13 protein-coding genes are annotated in these 17,188 nt (G+C 60.6%); 4 read left to right on the top strand and 9 right to left on the bottom strand.

What is annotated here, in order from left to right; translation table 11 throughout:
- Positions 1–43: 43 nt before the first annotated feature.
- Positions 44–1,021 (top strand): methylenetetrahydrofolate reductase [NAD(P)H], encoded by a 978-nt coding sequence (gene metF, locus JAO77_RS11040; RefSeq protein ID WP_144845753.1) that lies wholly within the window; start codon positions 44–46, stop codon positions 1,019–1,021.
- A gap of 62 nt (positions 1,022–1,083) precedes the next feature.
- On the opposite strand, the gene JAO77_RS11035 is transcribed toward metF, so the two are convergent.
- Together JAO77_RS11035 and JAO77_RS11030 are read right to left on the bottom strand one after the other, a co-directional pair.
- A complete protein-coding gene (locus JAO77_RS11035; protein WP_198990445.1) occupies positions 1,084–1,743 on the bottom strand; it encodes a class I SAM-dependent methyltransferase in 660 nt (219 codons plus the stop codon).
- Positions 1,744–1,831: 88 nt separating this feature from the next.
- Positions 1,832–2,323 carry a DUF1345 domain-containing protein gene (locus tag JAO77_RS11030; RefSeq protein WP_370550215.1) on the bottom strand — a complete coding sequence of 164 codons (492 nt, stop codon included), beginning with the start codon at positions 2,321–2,323 and terminating at the stop codon, positions 1,832–1,834.
- Between the two features lie 336 nt (positions 2,324–2,659).
- Between JAO77_RS11030 and JAO77_RS11025 the strand changes: the two genes are divergently transcribed.
- Positions 2,660–3,874 carry an NAD(P)-dependent oxidoreductase gene (locus tag JAO77_RS11025; protein WP_198990443.1) on the top strand — a complete coding sequence of 405 codons (1,215 nt, stop codon included), beginning with the start codon at positions 2,660–2,662 and terminating at the stop codon, positions 3,872–3,874.
- Between the two features lie 65 nt (positions 3,875–3,939).
- Here the strand turns inward: JAO77_RS11025 and JAO77_RS11020 are convergent, their stop codons facing one another.
- Positions 3,940–4,851, bottom strand: coding sequence for an NHL repeat-containing protein (locus JAO77_RS11020; protein WP_198990442.1), 912 nt, complete (start codon positions 4,849–4,851; stop codon positions 3,940–3,942).
- Positions 4,852–4,987: 136 nt separating this feature from the next.
- Between JAO77_RS11020 and JAO77_RS11015 the strand changes: the two genes are divergently transcribed.
- Positions 4,988–5,698: a methyltransferase domain-containing protein gene (locus JAO77_RS11015; RefSeq protein ID WP_235998385.1), complete on the top strand. Its 711-nt coding sequence runs from the start codon at positions 4,988–4,990 to the stop codon at positions 5,696–5,698.
- 74 nt (positions 5,699–5,772) lie between these two features.
- Here the strand turns inward: JAO77_RS11015 and JAO77_RS11010 are convergent, their stop codons facing one another.
- The 6 genes from JAO77_RS11010 to JAO77_RS10985 form a co-directional block, all read right to left on the bottom strand.
- Complete coding sequence (locus tag JAO77_RS11010) at positions 5,773–6,069, bottom strand: helix-turn-helix domain-containing protein (protein ID WP_198990441.1); 297 nt, start codon at positions 6,067–6,069, stop codon at positions 5,773–5,775.
- Between the two features lie 242 nt (positions 6,070–6,311).
- On the bottom strand, positions 6,312–7,373 hold the full coding sequence (locus JAO77_RS11005) for a phosphatidylinositol-specific phospholipase C1-like protein (protein ID WP_198990440.1): 1,062 nt from the start codon (positions 7,371–7,373) through the stop codon (positions 6,312–6,314).
- Between the two features lie 111 nt (positions 7,374–7,484).
- A complete protein-coding gene (locus tag JAO77_RS11000; RefSeq protein WP_198990439.1) occupies positions 7,485–9,077 on the bottom strand; it encodes a RagB/SusD family nutrient uptake outer membrane protein in 1,593 nt (530 codons plus the stop codon).
- A gap of 144 nt (positions 9,078–9,221) precedes the next feature.
- Positions 9,222–12,227 (bottom strand): SusC/RagA family TonB-linked outer membrane protein, encoded by a 3,006-nt coding sequence (locus tag JAO77_RS10995; protein ID WP_198990438.1) that lies wholly within the window; start codon positions 12,225–12,227, stop codon positions 9,222–9,224.
- Between the two features lie 266 nt (positions 12,228–12,493).
- The gene (locus tag JAO77_RS10990) at positions 12,494–14,596 is read right to left on the bottom strand and encodes a glycoside hydrolase domain-containing protein (RefSeq protein WP_198990437.1); all 2,103 of its coding nucleotides are present in this window, start codon (positions 14,594–14,596) and stop codon (positions 12,494–12,496) included.
- Between the two features lie 174 nt (positions 14,597–14,770).
- Entirely contained in the window at positions 14,771–16,009 is a 1,239-nt protein-coding gene (locus JAO77_RS10985) for a YdcF family protein (RefSeq protein ID WP_198990436.1), read from the bottom strand.
- A 265-nt stretch (positions 16,010–16,274) separates the two neighbouring features.
- Between JAO77_RS10985 and JAO77_RS10980 the strand changes: the two genes are divergently transcribed.
- Positions 16,275–17,141: a hypothetical protein gene (locus tag JAO77_RS10980; RefSeq protein WP_198990435.1), complete on the top strand. Its 867-nt coding sequence runs from the start codon at positions 16,275–16,277 to the stop codon at positions 17,139–17,141.
- The last annotated feature ends 47 nt before the right edge of the window (positions 17,142–17,188 follow it).

The following is a 17,188-nucleotide window of genomic DNA, read 5'->3' as shown; positions in this document are numbered from 1 at the left end:
AGCTGCTAAAACTCGCGGACCCGCAGGGTCCACGGTACAATCCATGAAAGTAACTGAACACCTGCGTCGTGCCGAAGGCAAAACGCTGTTTTCCTTCGAAGTGCTGCCGCCCCGCAAAGGCGAAAACATCCACACGCTGTTCTCGAATATCGAGCCGCTAATGGAGTTCAAGCCGCCGTTTATCGACGTGACCTACCACCGCGAGGAGTTTGTGCTGCGCGAGCGGCCGGGCGGCCTCTTGCAGCGCAAGGCCGTGCGCAAGCGGCCGGGCACGGTGGGCATCTGCGCGGCCATCAAAAACCGCTTCGACGTGGACACCGTGCCGCACCTCATCTGCGGCGGCTTTGCCAAAGAAGAAACCGAGAACGCGCTGATTGACTTGCACTTCCTAGGTATAGATAACGTGCTTGCGCTGCGCGGCGACCCCATTAAGAGCGAGGGCCACTTCCAGCCGCATCCCGATGGCCACCGCTACGCCTGCGACCTCATTGGCCAGATTAGCGAGCTCAACCACGGCCGCTACCACGACCACGACGAGCAGTACCAGCCCGCCGGCGCCGAGCCCATCCTCAGCACTGACTTCTGCATCGGTACGGCCGGCTACCCCGAAAAGCACTTTGAGGCGCCCAACTTCGGCTCGGACATCCGCTTTCTGAAGGAAAAAGTAGACCGCGGCGCCGATTACATCGTGACCCAGATGTTCTTCGACAACGAAGAGTTTTTCAAGTTTGAGCGTCGTTGCCGCGATGCGGGCATCACGGTGCCTATCATCCCCGGCCTCAAGCCGCTTACTACAAAGAGTCAGCTCACCGCCCTACCTAGGGCCTTCTTTCTCAACATTCCCGAGACCTTGGCCGAAGCCATTCACGGCGCGAAAGACAACGCCGCCGCTCGTGAGGTGGGCATCGAGTGGTGCCTCAACCAAAGCCGCGAGCTAATGGCCCACGGCGTGCCCTGCCTGCACTACTACAGCATGGGCAAATCGGAAGCCATTCGCCGCGTGGCCGCCGGCTTGTTTTAAAAGTGATAGCGGGTAGCCTGGGCGTTGTAGCTTGGGCTACCTGCTGGTGGGCGAGCCAGCTACTAGCGGTACATGAATATCGTGAAGTCGCCCTCCCAGTAGCCTTCCAGTAACTCGACGCGCGGCGCTAGCTGCTCGCAAAAAGCCAGTATCACTGCCGGCTCGTAGGCGGCTAGCGGGCCCCCACCGGCCGGTTCCCAACTCAGCAGGTTAAACCCAAACCCTAAGCGGCAGCTGCCAAACAGCTTCTCAATAGAACGGTAGATAAACTGCGGATTGCGCGGACGGTAATTGAGAGCGCCACTTGCTAGCACGTAGTCGGCAGGAGGCGGCGGGGTGCGCAAAAAATCTCCCTCACTCAGGGTAATGTCAGCGGCGCCATGGTAGCGGGCCTGAGCTACTGCCAGTAGCTCGGGCATGTGCTCGATGCCGTGATACTGCACGCCCGCAAAGCGTGCCCGCAAATAGGGGTAGAGGTCGGCATAGCCGCAGCCTGCGTCGAGCACCGAGCGGTAGGCAAGGTCTCCGATTTGGGTCAAGGTCTGAAAGCGCACTTGCTGGCCTTCCGAGCGAGCCCAGCCCAATGCCTCAGCGCCGCCCGGCCCATACTCGCGGATGCGCTGCCGGTGGTAGCGTAGAATGGCCGCCGTATCGAGCCACGGACCTAGGGGGTTGTGCATGTAAGTGGTGTAACCAAGGGGCAGGCCACGTAAGGAGGCCAAAAGTACGCGTAGCGTATTTGGCAAAGAGCCACGCGGCGGCCCTAGGTGCCTAATGCCCGCTTGCTAGGCAGGGCCCTCAGGCGACTGCTCACAGCACGCCAGCTATGCCGCTGATAACCAACGCGACCAGCGTTGTATTGAATACAAAAGAAATAAGACCGTGCAGCAGTGCCAGCCGGCGCTGGGTACGGCTGCTAATACTAACGTCAGCGGTTTGGGCCGTCATGCCCACCACGAAGGCGAAGTAGGCAATGTCGAGGTAGTCGGGCTCGGGGTCATTGCCGGGGAAGTCTAGCCCGCCCCTGTCGGCACCCTCGTCGTCGGCATCATAATAGGCGTGCGCATAGCGCAGCGTGAATACCGTGTGTACCAGCAGCCAAGCTGCCCCCACGGCTACCGCGCTAAGCCCAATGTGCCAAGCTAAGGTGGGGGCGTTTAAGTCGTGGAAGGTGCGCAGCAGCGCTACCACTGCCAGCAGGCTCGCCGAGGCGGCTACCAGCACGAAAATAAAGCTGACCGCTCGGCTAAGGTCTTCGCTAGCGGCCACCACGCGAATGCGCTCGGCATCGGCTGTGGCAATGGCCGCCCACAGCAGTAGCAGCGTGATTACGCCGAAAGCATCCCAGGCCGCCACAGCGCGGCTGATGGTAGTAAGGCTGGCTGGGCAAAGCAACCACGCCGCCGCGCCAGCCGCCAAGCCAACCAGCAGGCGCAGCGCCGAGGGCATACGGGCCACCGAGCGCAGCAGTGGCCACGAAAAAACAGGAGCATTCACGGTGCCAAGGTAGGGGCAGCATGGTGTTATAGACGTGAGTAACCGCAACACTGGTTTGGCCCGCGCCAACTGCTAGGTGCGTAGCTTGCCGCTGTATAGCGAGCAGCTTGTTGTGCCCCTGCCGGTTATTTGTATCTGCCCATGCCCACCCCCTACCTCATTGGCCTGCTGCGCGAAGGCCGCCCAACGCCTGACCGCCGCGTAGCCCTCACCCCCAAAAAATGCGTGGAGCTGCAAACCACCTACCCCGGCGTGCGGGTGCGGGTGCAGCCCAGCGCCCACCGCGCCTACACCGACCAGGAATACCGCGACCTAGGCATTGAGGTGGCCGAGGATATGCAGACCTGCGACCTGCTGATAGGCGTGAAAGAGGTGCCCGTAGACCAACTACTGCCCGGCAAAACCTACCTGTTTTTTTCGCACACCGTGAAGCAGCAGCCCCGTAACCGCGAGCTACTACGCACCGTGCTGCGCCTAGGCATCACGCTCATCGACTACGAGCTGCTGACCAATGCCGCTGGCGAGCGCATCGTGGCCTTTGGGCGCTACGCGGGCATCGTGGGTGCCTACAATGGCCTGCTCACCTACGGCCACAAGCACGGCCTCTACGACCTCAAGCCCGCCCACCAGTGCCTGGATATGGACGATATGCAGGAAGAGTTTTTCAAGATAAAGCGCCTGCCTGCCATTAAGATAGCCGTGACGGGCTCGGGCCGGGTGGCCGGCGGTGCGCTCGAAGTACTCGATAAGATGGGCCTACGCCAGGTGAGCGTGCACGACTACCTGCACCGCGATTTCCGCACGCCCGTGTATGTGCAGCTGCGCTCCAGAGACTACCACCGCCGCCGCGACGGCCTAGCCTGGGATACAGCCCACTTCCACGAGCACCCTGAGGCGTATGACTCTAACTTTGCCCGCTTCCTGCCGCTCACCGAGTTGCTCATTGCCTGCGCCTATTGGCACCCGGCGGCGCCGCGCCTGTTCACGGAAGCTGATACACAGGAGCCTGACTTCAAAATAAATACCATCGCTGACGTGACGTGTGACGTCGATGGCTCTATTCCGCTCACCAAGCGCAGCAGTACTATCGCAGACCCGGCCTTCGATTACAACCCCGCCACTGGCGAGCTGGAAGCACCCTACACCCGGCCTACCAATATCACCCTCATGGCCGTAGACAACCTGCCTTGTGAGCTGCCGCGTAACGCCAGCCGCGACTTCAGCCGGCAGCTGCTCGACCAGGTGTTTCCGCACCTGCTGGGCGGCGATGCGGCCGGCGTGGTAGCCCGCGCTACCATTGCCCAGGGCGGGCAGCTGCTGCCCCGCTACACCTACTTAGCCGACTATGTGGCGTGAGCTACCTAGGGCGGGTTTTAGGCTGGCCTAGGTAAGCGATTACAAGTGAATTGCAACCAGAGCGACTAATTTTTGCCTAGGTTCATGCTGGCTACCGTGGCGGTAGTGCTATCGGCCAGCGTCGAAATGGCGCCTTCTGGGCTGATTTTCTTGAGAGCGGCGTGGCCCGTATCGGTCACGTACACTGCCCCTGCCCCGTCAACTGCAATGCCTGAGGGATATGTTAGGTGTTGGGCCAAAGGGGCTGCCGTGCCAGCCGGCAGAATCTTGCGCACGCTGTTGTTGTAGGTGTCAGTGAGGTAAAGCGTGCCAGCAGCATCCACTGCTACGCCGTGGGGCTTGTTTAGGCCCTCAGCGGCTACCAGCGCCACGCTGCCATCGGGACTGATTTTTTTGATGCTATTATTATCAGTATCGGCCACATACACGGTGCCATCGGCGGCTACAGCTACGCCACTAGGCTTGTTAAAACCCCGCGCCAAGGTTGATACGCGGCCCGTGGGACTGATTTTTTTGATGACGCCTGCCGCTATCCCACTGCCGGCATCGGCCACGTACACGGTGCCATCGGCGGCCACGGCCACACCCGATGGGTACGTAAAGGCATTGGCGACCAAAACGGAGACTTCGCCCTGAGCACTGATTTTCTTGAGGCTGTGTGCGCCAGCATCGGCCACGTACACGGTGCCACTACTGTCTACCGCAATGCCCGTGGGATAGGTAAGGCCAGTGCTGGCCAAGCTCGAAAGGGTACCCGCTGCGTTTATTTGCAGCACAGTAGCATTATCGGTATCAACCACATACACGGTGCTGTGCGGGCCCACCGCTACCCCGTCGGGATAGCTCAGCATGGGCGCCGTTGCTGGCCGGGTTGTCGTACTGCGCAGGTGTCGGCCAGTCCAGCTAGCAGTCGAGCCAAACCAAGGCGTTAGGCTCAGCAATAGTGGTAGCGTAAGTGCAAGTACAATTGCTCTCATTATAAGAAGCAAGGGTGGGAGGAAGGAAGTCTAGAAGATACTAGAATAGAACCTGCTTTGTTGCAGCGCTTGCCGCGTGGCAGCGTCGCCCAGCCACCCTAGGGCCGCCCCCGTACCCTAGTGCACCTTTGTGCCTATGAACTTCGCCACCCGCGCCACCACGCCCGAGCTGATGGACGACCTGAGCCTCGCCACCGAGGAGCTGCGCCAGAACCTCGACGAGCTCGAAACCATCAATACCTGGCTCGGGGGCTACCGACCGGTGCTGGCGGCGCTGGCCCGGCTGCGGCCGCGCTTCCCGACTGCCCGGCCCCTGCGCCTGGCCGACCTAGGCAGCGGGGGTGGCGATACCCTGCGCCACGTGGCCACCTGGGCCCGGCGGCAGCGGGTGCCGGTGGCCCTCACCGGCGTCGATGCCAACGCATTTATGCTCGACTATGCCGCCGCCAAAAGCCAGGCTTATCCTGAAATCAGCTACCGGCAGCTCGATATTTTCGCGGCCGAGTTTGCTGCCCAGCCCTATGATGTGCTCACGGCCAGCCTGTTTTGTCACCACTTCACCGATGCCGAACTGGTGAACTTGCTGCGCCGCTGGCACCAACAAGCGGGCCTCGCCGTCATCATCAACGACTTGCACCGCCACCCACTGGCCTACTACAGCATCAAGTACCTGACCAAGCTCCTAGGTGGCTCGCGCCTGGTGCAGCACGATGCACCTCTCTCAGTGGCCCGCGCCTTTTCGCGCGCCGACTGGCAGCGGCTGCTGGCCGCGGCGGGCATCACGCGCTATTCGCTGCGCTGGTGTTGGGCCTTTAGGTGGCAGGTGGTGATTTTGGCCTGGGCCTAATGGTCTGTAGCGGGTGCCACCCTCAGCGACTTGGCTGACTCAAGCAGCAGGCTAGCCCCGCGCAATGGCGCTGCTTAGCGCTGCGGTTGTAGGATAGGAACTGCGTTGGTGCGGTGGTATTCTTCTAGTAATTCTATTGACTGATAGATGGTAAGGCTGCCGTCAATATACTTATCAGTCAGAAACTGCTCGTACGCGCTGGGCACCGTGCTGTGGCTATTGGCAGGAAAGAGGGCTGCGGCAATGATTCTGCGTTGCGCCTGTTCGTTTTTCATGCCGCAAAGTTCCGATAGGCAGCAGGCCTCCCCAAGCTTCAAAAAATTATATTTGTGTGAAGGCACTGTTTCATCTCCATATTCTGGTTTGCGCATGAGTGATAAGGCCGGCCCCGCCCGAGGTTGCCGTAGTCGCGCTCGCCTAGGTGCCTTTGGGTACGCTGTCAGCGCCCAAGCCTAGCCAACGTGGGCCATACCTGAGAACAGCAATCGCCGCCCACATCTGTCATGCTGAGCTTGCGCAGCATCTTCTCTCGTTAGAATTACTAATCCTAGCGTGACAAGATGCTGCGCAAGCTCAGCATGACAGGTGGAGAGTAGTGGTTCTAGTGCATTACCTACAGCACTGGGTCAGGTCGGAAATACTTGCCGCCGGGGAAGCTGACGACGTAGCTTGACTTGAAGTGCGTGCTCGGGCGGTAGTAGTCGGTACTGATGATTTGGGCGCCCGACTGCATGGCCGCTTCGAAGCTGCTTTTGTCGTTGCGGCGGGCCTCCTGGGTGTCGCTGTCGGCGCGGGTGCGGATGATGTAGCCCTTCTGCACCAGGGTTTTGATAGCCCCTAGGTCCTTTTTAGCGTTGTTCATAATGTGGATAGCTGCCTCGGGCGTGCCCGGCTCGGCATCGGCAAACAGCACCCGGCCTTTCAGCGAGGGATGGCCCTGAATGTAGGTGGCACGCTTCTCGCCCACCTCATCGAGCACGAACACAAACTTGCCCTGCGCGGCGCGCAGCGTAGGCCAGTTGCGATGCAGCACGGCGCTTTCAAGGGTGGCGTACTGGCCGCGCACCTGGTCGGGAGTGATGAGTTGGTCGGCCCCTAGGTAGTCGCGGATTTCCTTGTCCAGTGCATCGAACACGGCTGGCGTAAAGGGCTCGGGCACCGTGAGGCCCGGCCGGGGCAACGCCTCGCTCTTGGCGTTCATGGTGATGAACACGGGATTGTGTTTGGGATGGGCCAGCGACCACTTTTTCAGTTCCTGCAAGGCCAGCTTGAAGGTGGGCGCGTTGCTGCGGTAGTCGAGGTCCTGGATGTGAAACACCTTAAACCCTGGCTCTTTCATCAGCCCAGTTGGGTCGTAGGGCGGCTGGCCGGGCGCCAGGTCGAGGCCCTTGGGGTGGGCGTACTTGCCACCCTGGGTATCGGCATACACGTCGATTTCCAAGGCCAGCAGCCCTAGGTCGAGCTGCTCGGTGAGGGTGGCGTGCTCATAGTCTATCTTATTGAAGGTAGCCGAATCGGCTTTGTGCAGTATAGCAAATAGCTTGGGGTCAATGGCTTGCTTATAACTGTTGTGCGAGCCAATAACCTGAATTTGATTCATCAGCGGCTCGGCAGGCTTAGTGAAGGCTAGCGAACCTAGGGTGAGGAGGGCAACGGGGATAAGGAGGAGTTTCATGGTGCTTGATAAAGTACAGTAGGTAGCTCGCCGTTCGATAGGACCCCACCCCCGGCCCCTCCCCTCTCCCGGAGGGGAGGGGCCGGGGGTGGGGTCCCACGTTAGGTCAGCCTAATACCCCTTGTTCTGCACCAGATTGTTATTCAGCCGCAGCTCGATAGTCGGCACGGGGTACAGGCGGCGAAACTCGCTCTTATCCATCTTCAGCACATCGTTGGGCAGTGGGTATTCGGTCTCAAACTGGCCGAAGCGGATGAGGTCGTTGCGGCGCCAGGCTTCCCAGCTCAGCTCGCGGGCGCGCTCGTCGAGCATGCCACTGAGGGCGATGTTGGTAGCGGGCTGGGCTCCGGCGCGAGCCCGGACTTTATTGACTAATACCAGCGGGGTTTGTAGCTCGCCGTTTACACTAGTGGCGGTGGCGCCGCGCAGGATAGCTTCGGCTTTCATCAGCAGCACGTCGGCGAGGCGCAGCAGGGGCACGTCGTTGCCGTTGAGGCGGGTACCCTGGATGATGGTGGGGTCGGGGTAATACTTGATGGAGCGCACGCCCGACGCTTGGCTGGCCTGGGTGTTGCCTAGGTCCATGGGCTTGGGCGGCACCAGCGTCAGCACCGGGTTGATGTTGATTTGGGTGGTCGAGTTGGGGTAGTAGACCGGTGTGGTGGTGAAGCCGCCATTGCCATCGGGCGCGTACTGCGGGCCGGCCAGCCAAGTGGTGGTGCGGAAGTCGCCGGGCAGGTTGAAGCGCGCGTAGAACTCGGGCGTGGTGCTCATGGCGATGCTCAGGTTCACATTGAAGCCGTAGGCCTGGGTGAGGTAGTAGAAGAAGCCAAAGCGCGTAAACTGGTTGCCCGGAATCTGCTGGTCGTAGGGCACGGCGAAGATGGTTTCCCGAATTTGGGGGCCGTTGTTGGGCAGAAAGATGTCGCGGTAGCGGGTATCGAGGGCGTAGTTGGTGTTGGCCTGCACGCTGTCGGCCATGCGCACAACATCGGAGTAGCGGGCGGCGCCCACGTACACTTCCGAGTTGAGGTAGAGCTTGGCCAGCAGCGCATACACCATCCCCTTGGTGGGGCGGCCGTACTGCTGGGTGTTGGTGGCGGCGTTGCTAGTCTTGGCCGGCAGCTTGCCGCTGATACCGGTCAGCTCGCTTTCGATAAACTTATACACTTCGGCGCGCGGCTTGGTGGCGGGCGAGGCGGGCGCCGGATAGTCCGTGATGAGGGGCACGTTGCCGTACAGGTCCATCAAAAAGTAGTAGTACAGCGCCCGCATGGCCCGGATTTCAGCCAGCCGATTAGCCTTTTCCTGGTCCGAGAAGTTGAAGGTGCCGGTAACGTTGAGCAGGCGGTTGCAGGTTTGGATGCCACTATAGGCCCACTGCCAGATGGTGAGCACGTTGGGGTGGTCGGGCGTCCAGGTATGGTAGTGCAGCTGGCGGTATTGCCCGCCGTCGTCGAAGTTGCCATCACGGGCAGGAATGATGGCCTCGTCGGTGCTCATGGTTTGCATGCGCCAGTAGGGCACCGCAAACTGTGACGACAGGTTAGAATACATGGCCCCCACCGAGGCATTATAGTCGCTGATGGTCTTGGGAAAGTTGGACTCTACAAACTGCGACTCGACCGGCACGTCCAGCTTCTTGCAAGAGTACGTGGTAGTAGCCAGGGCGCTCAGGGCAAGGAGAATAGCTTTGCTTTTCATAAAATATGGTTTGGACCTATTCTAGCGTAGAACCCCACCCCCAGCCCCTCCCCTCCGGGAGAGGGGAGCCTAATTGTGCGCTGACGTAAGCGAGCGTGTGGCTCCCCTCTCCCGGAGGGGAGGGGCCGGGGGTGGGGTCACACGTTAAAACGAAGCCGTTAGCCCCAGCGTGAACGTCCGGGTTTTGGGGTAGTAGTTGTTATTGTCGATGCCCGGCGTGAGGCCGCCGATATTGATTTCGGGGTCGATGCCGCGGTACTTGGTGATGATGAACAGGTTGTTGGTGTTTACATAGAAGCGCAAGGCCTTCACATACTGTGTGTTGGGGCGTAGGGTATAGCCTAGGGTGGCGTTGTCGAGGCGCAGGTAGGAGCCGCTCTCCAGGAAGCGGTCGGAGATGAGGTAGGCGTTGATGTCGTTGAACGACTCGCCTAGGGTGAAGCGCGGAATGTTTTGCAGGCGCGCATCAGCCGGATTGTTGAGGCCGGCTAGGGTGGCGTTCAGGATTTTATTGCCGTACACGCCGCGCACCAAGAAGTTGAGGTCGAAGCTCTTGTAGGTAAAATTGTTGACCCAGCCATAGATAAGCTTGGGCTGCGCATTGCCCACCACTTGCTGGTCGGTCGTGAGGGGCTGGGTGGCGGTGGTGCTGCCGTCGGCCTTCTGGAAGGTGCTCACACCCCGCTCGTTTTTGCCGAGGTAGTGCCACAGCGTGAAGGTGCCTACCGCCGAGCCGGGCTGGATAATCTGGCTGTAGTTACCGCTCTGGCCCTTGCCGCCGAGCTGCGCGGTCTGGATGTAAGGAATCGTGAACCGGTCGGTGCTCAGGTTGTCGATGCGGTTGGTGTTGTGCGAGAAGTTGAGCGACGAACGCCAGGTGAAAGCGGCCGTTTGCACGGGCACCGCGCTCAGCACCACCTCGATGCCGCGGTTAGTCATGCTGCCCACGTTGGCGGTGTAGGTGGTGTACTGAAACTCGGTGCTCGACACTGGCAGCACGTCGTCGATGAGGTCGCGGGTCTTTTTAATGTAGAAATCGACCGAGGCCGTGAGGCGATTTTTGAAGAAGCCCACGTCCACGCCTAGGTTGGTAGTGGCGGTGCTTTCCCACTTCAGGTCGGGGTTTTCGTTGCGCACGGCGTTCACCACGTTCGAGATAACGCCGTTGTTCAAGTACTTGCTGCTGCCGGGCGGCGTGCCGTAGATGAGGATGGACGAGAAGGCGTCGAAGCCCTGGCTGTTGCCCGATACGCCGTAGCCGGCGCGCAGCTTGAGGTCGCTAAAGGCGGGCAGCCCGCGCATAAACTCCTCATTGATAAGGCGCCACCCTAGGGCCGCCGTCGGGAAGTAGCCGTAGCGGTTGTTGACGCCGAAGGCCGACGAGCCATCGCGCCGCACCGACACTTGCGCCAGGTAGCGGTCGCCGTATTGGTACTGCGCCCGGGCATACTGCGAGATGAGGCGCAGCGTCGAAATCGGGTTGTTGTCGAAGGCAATCTGCGCCAGCGACGACGGGTTGGACAAGTACAAGTTATTGTAAGCCAGTGCATCGTTGGCAAAGCCTTGGGTCGTAATGCCGAAGCCGTCGTTGGTGCGGTCTTGTTGGTACGAGTAGCCACCTAGGAGCTGTAGGTTGTGCTGGCCAAAGGTGCGGTCGTAGTTGGCGTACAGCTCCACCACGTCGTTGGTGGTTTCGTACTCGTTGAGGCGGGCCACGCCACCTAGGTTCACGGCCAGGCCCGACTGGCTGTTGAAGTAGCTATTGAAGTTGGTTTGGGTGCGCTGGTTCGAGCCGCTGAGCGTGAGCTTCAAGCCCGTGATAATGTCGAGCTGCACCAGGCCATTGACCAGCGTTTTGCTGTCCTTGGTTACGTAGCTGTTGTTGTTCACCAGCGAGAGTGGGTTCAGCGGCCCGCTGCCGGTGCGGGTGTAATTCTCCTTATAGCTGCCGTCGGCGTTGTAGGGGCTCACCGTGGGCAGGTAAAAGAGCATGTTTTGCAGCACCTGGGTCTGCGGCAGGTCGTTCTGCGTAGTCGAGCTGTTGATGATGTTCACCCCCAACTTCAGGCGATTATTGAAAAAGCGCTGGTTGATAAACCCCCGGTAGATGATGCGCTCCAGCGAAGTGCGGTTCAGAATACCGTTATTCTTCAGGTAGTTGACGCTGGCGCCGTAATCGGTGGCATTGGCCGAGCCGTTGAAAGACAGGTTGTGGTTGGTGGAGTAGCTGGTGCGCTCCACCAGCTTTTGCCAGTCGGTGTTCGAGCCGTCGTCGTCGGTAGGCTGGGCCAGCGGGCGGGTGTTGTTATCGCGCAGATATTGACGCAGCTCGTCGCCGCTCAGCATGTCTACTTTCTTCGACACGTTGGCCACTGCGCCGTAGGCGCTGTAGGTCAGGCGCGTCTGGCCCGACTTGGCCCGCTTGGTGGTGATGATGATAACGCCATTGGCTGCCCGCGTGCCGTAAATAGCTGTGGACGAGGCATCCTTGAGTACGTCGATGGTGGCAATGTCATCGGGTGCCAGCAGGTCGATGCTTGCGCCGGGCACGCCGTCAATCACGTAAAATGGCTCCGTTACGCCGCCATTCAGAGTGCGAATGGTACTGGGACCACGTAGCACCACTGAGGGGCGCTGGTTGGGGTCGCCGCTCTTGGTGATGTTGAGGCCCGCCACCTTGCCTTGCAGCAGTTCGGCGGGCGTGGTCAGCACGCCTTGGTTGAATTCGCCGGCCTTTACAGAAGTCACCGACCCGATAATATCCTCGCGGGTAGCCGTGCCGTAGCCGATAACCACCACGTCCTTCAGCTTTTGCGCATCGGGCAGCAGCGTCACATTGAGGCTGGTTTGGGTACCCGCAATTACTTCCTTGGGCTCCGTACCTAGAAAGGAAAACACCAGAATGTCGGCTGGCCCATTGGTTTTGATGCTGTACGAGCCATCGGGGGCGGTGCCTACCGCGGCGCTGCCATCCTTAAGGCGCACTGTCACGCCGGGCAGGGGCGCGTTTTTCTCATCCGTCACCGTGCCCTTTATGGTTTGCTGCGCAGCGGCTAGCATGGGGCACAGGAGCAGCGCCAGCCCTAGGCTGCTGGTGCGAAGCCCGCCGGCTGGCTGTCCTACACGGTGAGCAAAGTACTTCTTTTTCATAAGCGCCTAGGGCAATGTGGAATGGGCTGTTTTTGAGCACCACAAAGCACCGCCGCGCCTATTATCAGAATGTCATTTTAATATTACAGTTTGCATTTCTGCGTTAAATAATAAAACATCTACCAGCGGCACGCCTAGGTAGATGGACAAGGTATTAGGCTGACCTAGCGAGTATTAGATTGTTAAGAAGCAATTAAATTCGTGTCGATAACGTGGGGCTGCGCCCCGTGCCGACTACCCGTGCCGGCCTCTGGCGGGCACGGGTACTACTTTGCTTTAGCCGGAGTGCTGCTAGTTGGCTCGCCGGCCACCCAGGGCTGCTGGATACCCCAGGTTTTGTTGGGCATGTCGGCGGCCACAAACTCCAGCGTGCCGCCAGCGGCCAGCTCCTGGTGTGTGAGCCAGTTGCGATTCAGCGGCTTGCCATTCAGCCGCGCCGATTGAATGTAGACGCGGTTTGGCGCGTAGTTCTCGACCTTAATCGTGAGCGTCTTGCGCCCGCCAGTTTGCAGCGTAAGCTGCTGAAAGAGGGGTAGATTGAGATAGTACACTGGCTCGCCCACGCAGGCGGGCAGCAGCCCACAGCCCGCGAGCACAAACCAGGCCGACATAGCGCCCGCGTCGTCGTCCATGGTGCGGAGGTACGCCTGGGGCTGGTTTTGGTAGATGCGGCCCACGTAAGGGTCAATGCCGCGGCTGTTGTCGTTGAAATAGTGCTGCACCACCGTATCGACGGCTAGGTGGTGCACCTGCGCCTGCGACTGCCAGGGCTGCCGCGTGGCGTTGTAGAGGGTAGGCGCCTGCAAGTCGGTTTCGTTAGCGTGGTTGTAGTAGTCGCCGCCAAAGAAGGTATCGAGCTGCTGCCGGAAGGCTGCCTCGCCACCCATCAAGTCCTGCAAGCCGCGGATGTCATAGGGCACATTCCAGCGGTATTGCCAAATGGTGCCCTGGTAGAGGCCGCGGGCTGGGAGGCGGTCCACGTCGGGCTTGGTCATGTCCTGGAAGTCCTTCTGCCAGTAGCGTTTATAGTCCAGCGCTTTGGTGTGCCAGAAGGCCGCTTCTTTAGGCTCCTTCAGCCTACCTAGGATTTCGCCCAGCGCCCACGCATCGTACGACGATTCGAGGGCTTTGTCAGGATGCGAGTAGTCGAGGCGCTTGGCCTGGCTCACGAGCGAGTCGCGGATGCCGTGCAGGTCTACGGTGTAGCCCTTGCGGGCGGCGTCGAGCAGCACCACGCTGGCGTGTTCGGTGCGCACCGTGGGCGAAGGCTCGTGCTGGGTAGCATAGTCTTTTTTGCCGTAGCGATACAGGTTGGCAAGCGACGTGGCGATGTCCTGGAACTCGGTGGGGTAGGCCAGCGACAGCAGTGGGAGCTGCGTGTGGTAGTTGTCCCATATTGCCCAGCCGTTGTAGACGGGCCGCGTGGAATGCTGCAACGAGCCATTGGTAGCCTGGTAGCGCCCATCGGGTTCCGACACCACGTAGGGCGACTGCAAGGTGCGGTACAGCAGCGAGTAAAACAGGCGCTGGCGGTCGGGCTCGCCCTGCACCTGCACACGACCAAGTAACGCATTCCAAGCCTGCGCGCTCGCCTGCCGCACCGCCGCAAAGTCGGCGGTAGCCTGCTGCTTCAAGGTAGCCTGGGCATCGGCCAAGCTCACTGACGAAAACGCCACCCGCACTTCCACGTCGGGCGCGCCGGTGGTGGGGAGGCGGGCCACCAACTTGTGCGCGCCCGCGGGTTCCCATTGTACCGGCTGGCTGGTTTCGAGGTAGTAATAGAGCCGGTAAGTGCCCGCGCCGCACGTGGTGCCCGCTTCCAGCCAGCCGCTTAGCGTGTTGTCAGTCGTAGCATGCTCCTCACGCTTAAAGCCGTTGGCGAAAGAATAGCTGATATCCACAAACAGCCCTCGCGCCCCGCTGGCTGGAAAGTGGTAGCGGTGCAGCCCAAAGCGCTGCGCCACCGTAAGCTCGGCCCCGATGCCATTCTCGAACGTGACGCCGTAGTAGCCCGGCGTGGCACGCTCGGTCTTTTTGAGCAGCATAGTCTGCGCCGGGTCAGCACCTAGGAGGGGTTTCACCAACAGGTTACCGCCCGCGCCCTGGCAGCCTACCCCCTCAAAGCGCGTGTGCGTGAACCCTAGGAACGTGCGTGCTAAGTGCTCGTAGCCAGTGTGTAGATTGGGGTAGGTCTGCGGCCCCAAACTCAGCATACTAAAAGGATAAGACGCGGCCGGCGACAGCTGCCCGTGGTCGCCGGAAGAACCTAGGAACACATTGACTTGCTCGGCTGGGCTTTGGGCCAACGCCGGGAGGGTAAGCCCAGCTAACAGGAAATAGCCTAGGTATCTCTTTATGCTACTAATCACGTGGCTACTCAAAAAAGAGCTCGAAAAAACGATTTAGCTTCTAAAATAGCATCTGTCATGCTGAGCTTGCGAAGCATCTTATCACGTGAGTAAAGGCCTTCCGAGCGTGAAAAGATGCTTCGCAGGCTCAGCATGACAGGTGCTACTTAATGAATGGCTGTTAAACCTCTGTCCCTAGGGGTCGAGCGGGTCAAACGGGTCGGGCTGCCCAGCTTCGGGTATGGGGTAGCAGCGGTTTTCTGTGTCCGAAATACGCTCCAAGTCGCGATAGGGCACGTAGCCTAGCTCGCGGCGGCAGCGCTCGGCCATGCCTAGAATGTAGCGACTCTGAGCTGCATCAGTGACGATGAGCATGGGCCGGCCCGCCGGAAACTTAGCGGCTTCTAGCAGCCGGGCGGTATTGCGTAGGTTGGTAGTGGTGTGGCGGGCGTGGGGTTCGATGAACACTGCTGCCGCGGGCACGCCTAGGTGCTCGACCATATATTTTTTCATCTCGACCGCTTCGCAAACCGGTGTGCGAAACGGATGCACGTGCCCACCCGATACCACAATAAAGGGCGCTTGCCCCGCCCGGTAGCGGGCTGCCGCCAGCCGGCAGCGCTGGGCCCCGGCCGAATCGAGCGCCACGCCGGGCTGCTCGGGGCCGCTGCCCGGCACTAGTAGCACAGTATAGGGGTAGCGCGCCCAGTCGGTGCGGGCCAAAGCGGCGGTGGGCGCAGCATTAAGGCCGCCGGTCAGCGGCTCGTAGCGCGCGGCTTCGTCGCGGCCATTGAGGCGTAGGGCACCTAGGGCTGCTTGCAGGGGCAGGTTGTAGAAAGCGGCAGTCTTGCTAGCCTTGGCGGGCAGCTGCTGGCGCAGCTGCGGCGCCAGCCCGGCATCGCCGCGCCGAAAGCTCGTGGAGTCGATAGCTGGATAGTGCGGCTTGGCACTAGCCAGGTACACCCGCAAGATGCGGTTGATGCCTGCCGTGGCATCTTGCCAAGCCAGGCGCAGGGCCGTGGTGTCAGGTTGGCCGGCGTAGCGGGGGTAGCGGCTGGGCCGCGCAAACAGCGGCCCTACCCCTGCTCGAAAGGCTGCATTGCTGACATAGGCTTGCTGCAAAAGCTGACCTACCTGCCGGATTTCGCGTGGCTGCCACGCCAGTGAATCAACGTAACGCCGCAGCGGTACCGCGGCCTGGGCGAGGAGCGGCGCACTGCGCCGGGACTGCCGCTGCGCCAGGCGTTGTAGCTCGGGCGATGCCCGTAGTGCTTGCCGCAGGGCTGGCTTAGCCTCGAAAAGCGCTAGCAGCGGGAAGGTCTTGGCCAGAATAGCAGAATCTGTGCGGGCGATGGGCCGGGCGGCTACGAGCTGCCCCATGCTGGCGAAGCTCAGCAGCGAGCAGCACAGCAGCAGGAGTAAGCGCTGGGTCATGCAAAAAGTGCGGTGAAGCAAACCAGTTGTCCGGCTCGCAATGGCTTAACCGCTTTCTACGGGTCCAGGCTGCACCGGTCCTGGCTTTTTGCCCCTTCTAGCGCAAACATAATATCCCGACAACACTGCTGTAAAGTACTAGTAATTCCGAAAAACGTCCTTTGCAGTCGCAAAAAAGCCCAAGCGGGCAGACGAAGTAGCGAGTAGCCACTGCACCTAGTACAAGCAATTTGTGCGAGTGGCTACCCAAGTGTAGGGACTGATTATGAATAAATTACTGCTACTAGGTATTGGCTTGGCCAGCGCCCTCGCCCAGCCGAACTTGGTAGAGCTAGCCATCACAGCTTCCTCCACAGCCAGCGTCCTAGGTGCCTGCCAGGGGACCAGCTACCAGCAAGGCCGGCTGTTCCTCTACGGCGACCGCGAAGTGGGTGTCATTCGGGAATACCGGCCCGGTCCTGACTCGCTGACCTACCTAGGGCAGGAGGTGAAGCTGACCGAAAAAGGGCAGGACGTCATCAACCATCCCACCGGCGTGGCCTGGAACGGCACCGGCCCCACCTTCATCGGCAACAGCATCCGGCTGAACGCCGAGGGCACCAAGTGGCGGGCCGTCATCTACGCCGTCGATTGGGCGGGTTTGCTGCGCGGCGGCACCCTCGATGGGCACTTGCTCAATACCATCGAGGACGATGCCTGCGTGCAGGGCACCCGCCCCGAGTACGTGCAGTACCAAGGCAAGTCGTACGTGGCCACGGCCGACTACGGCCCCCAGGGCAACGAGGTGCGCCTCTACGACCCAGCCCGGCTAGCTAAGGCTCGCAAGACCAGCGAGCCGGGGGTGCTAGTTAAAAAATTCACCTGTTCACCCTGGGTCCAAAACCTGCTGTGGGTGCCCAGTAAGAGCACGCTGGTGCTCATCCAAAACCAGGAGCAAGGCCGCCGCTGGCGCTTCACGCTGCTCGATTTAAACCAGTCGCTGGCCGCTGGCCACGAGGTAGTGCGCCAAGTCATCGACGTGGACAAAGCCGACGAGTTGGAAGGATTTACGCTGCTCGGCGACCTGCGCAAGGGCCTGGCCGTCACCTCATCGCGGCGCGACAACGTGCACGCCGTGCGCCTGGCGTGGTAGCCACCTAGGGCGCACTTACCGACTACTTTTTTCACCTCCAACAACCT

The sequence above is a fragment of the Hymenobacter sp. BT559 genome, from assembly GCF_016427535.1.
In the GTDB taxonomy this organism is placed as follows: domain Bacteria; phylum Bacteroidota; class Bacteroidia; order Cytophagales; family Hymenobacteraceae; genus Hymenobacter.
Note: the sequence above shows the minus strand (reverse complement) of the source record. Positions and strands in the feature narration are given on the sequence as shown.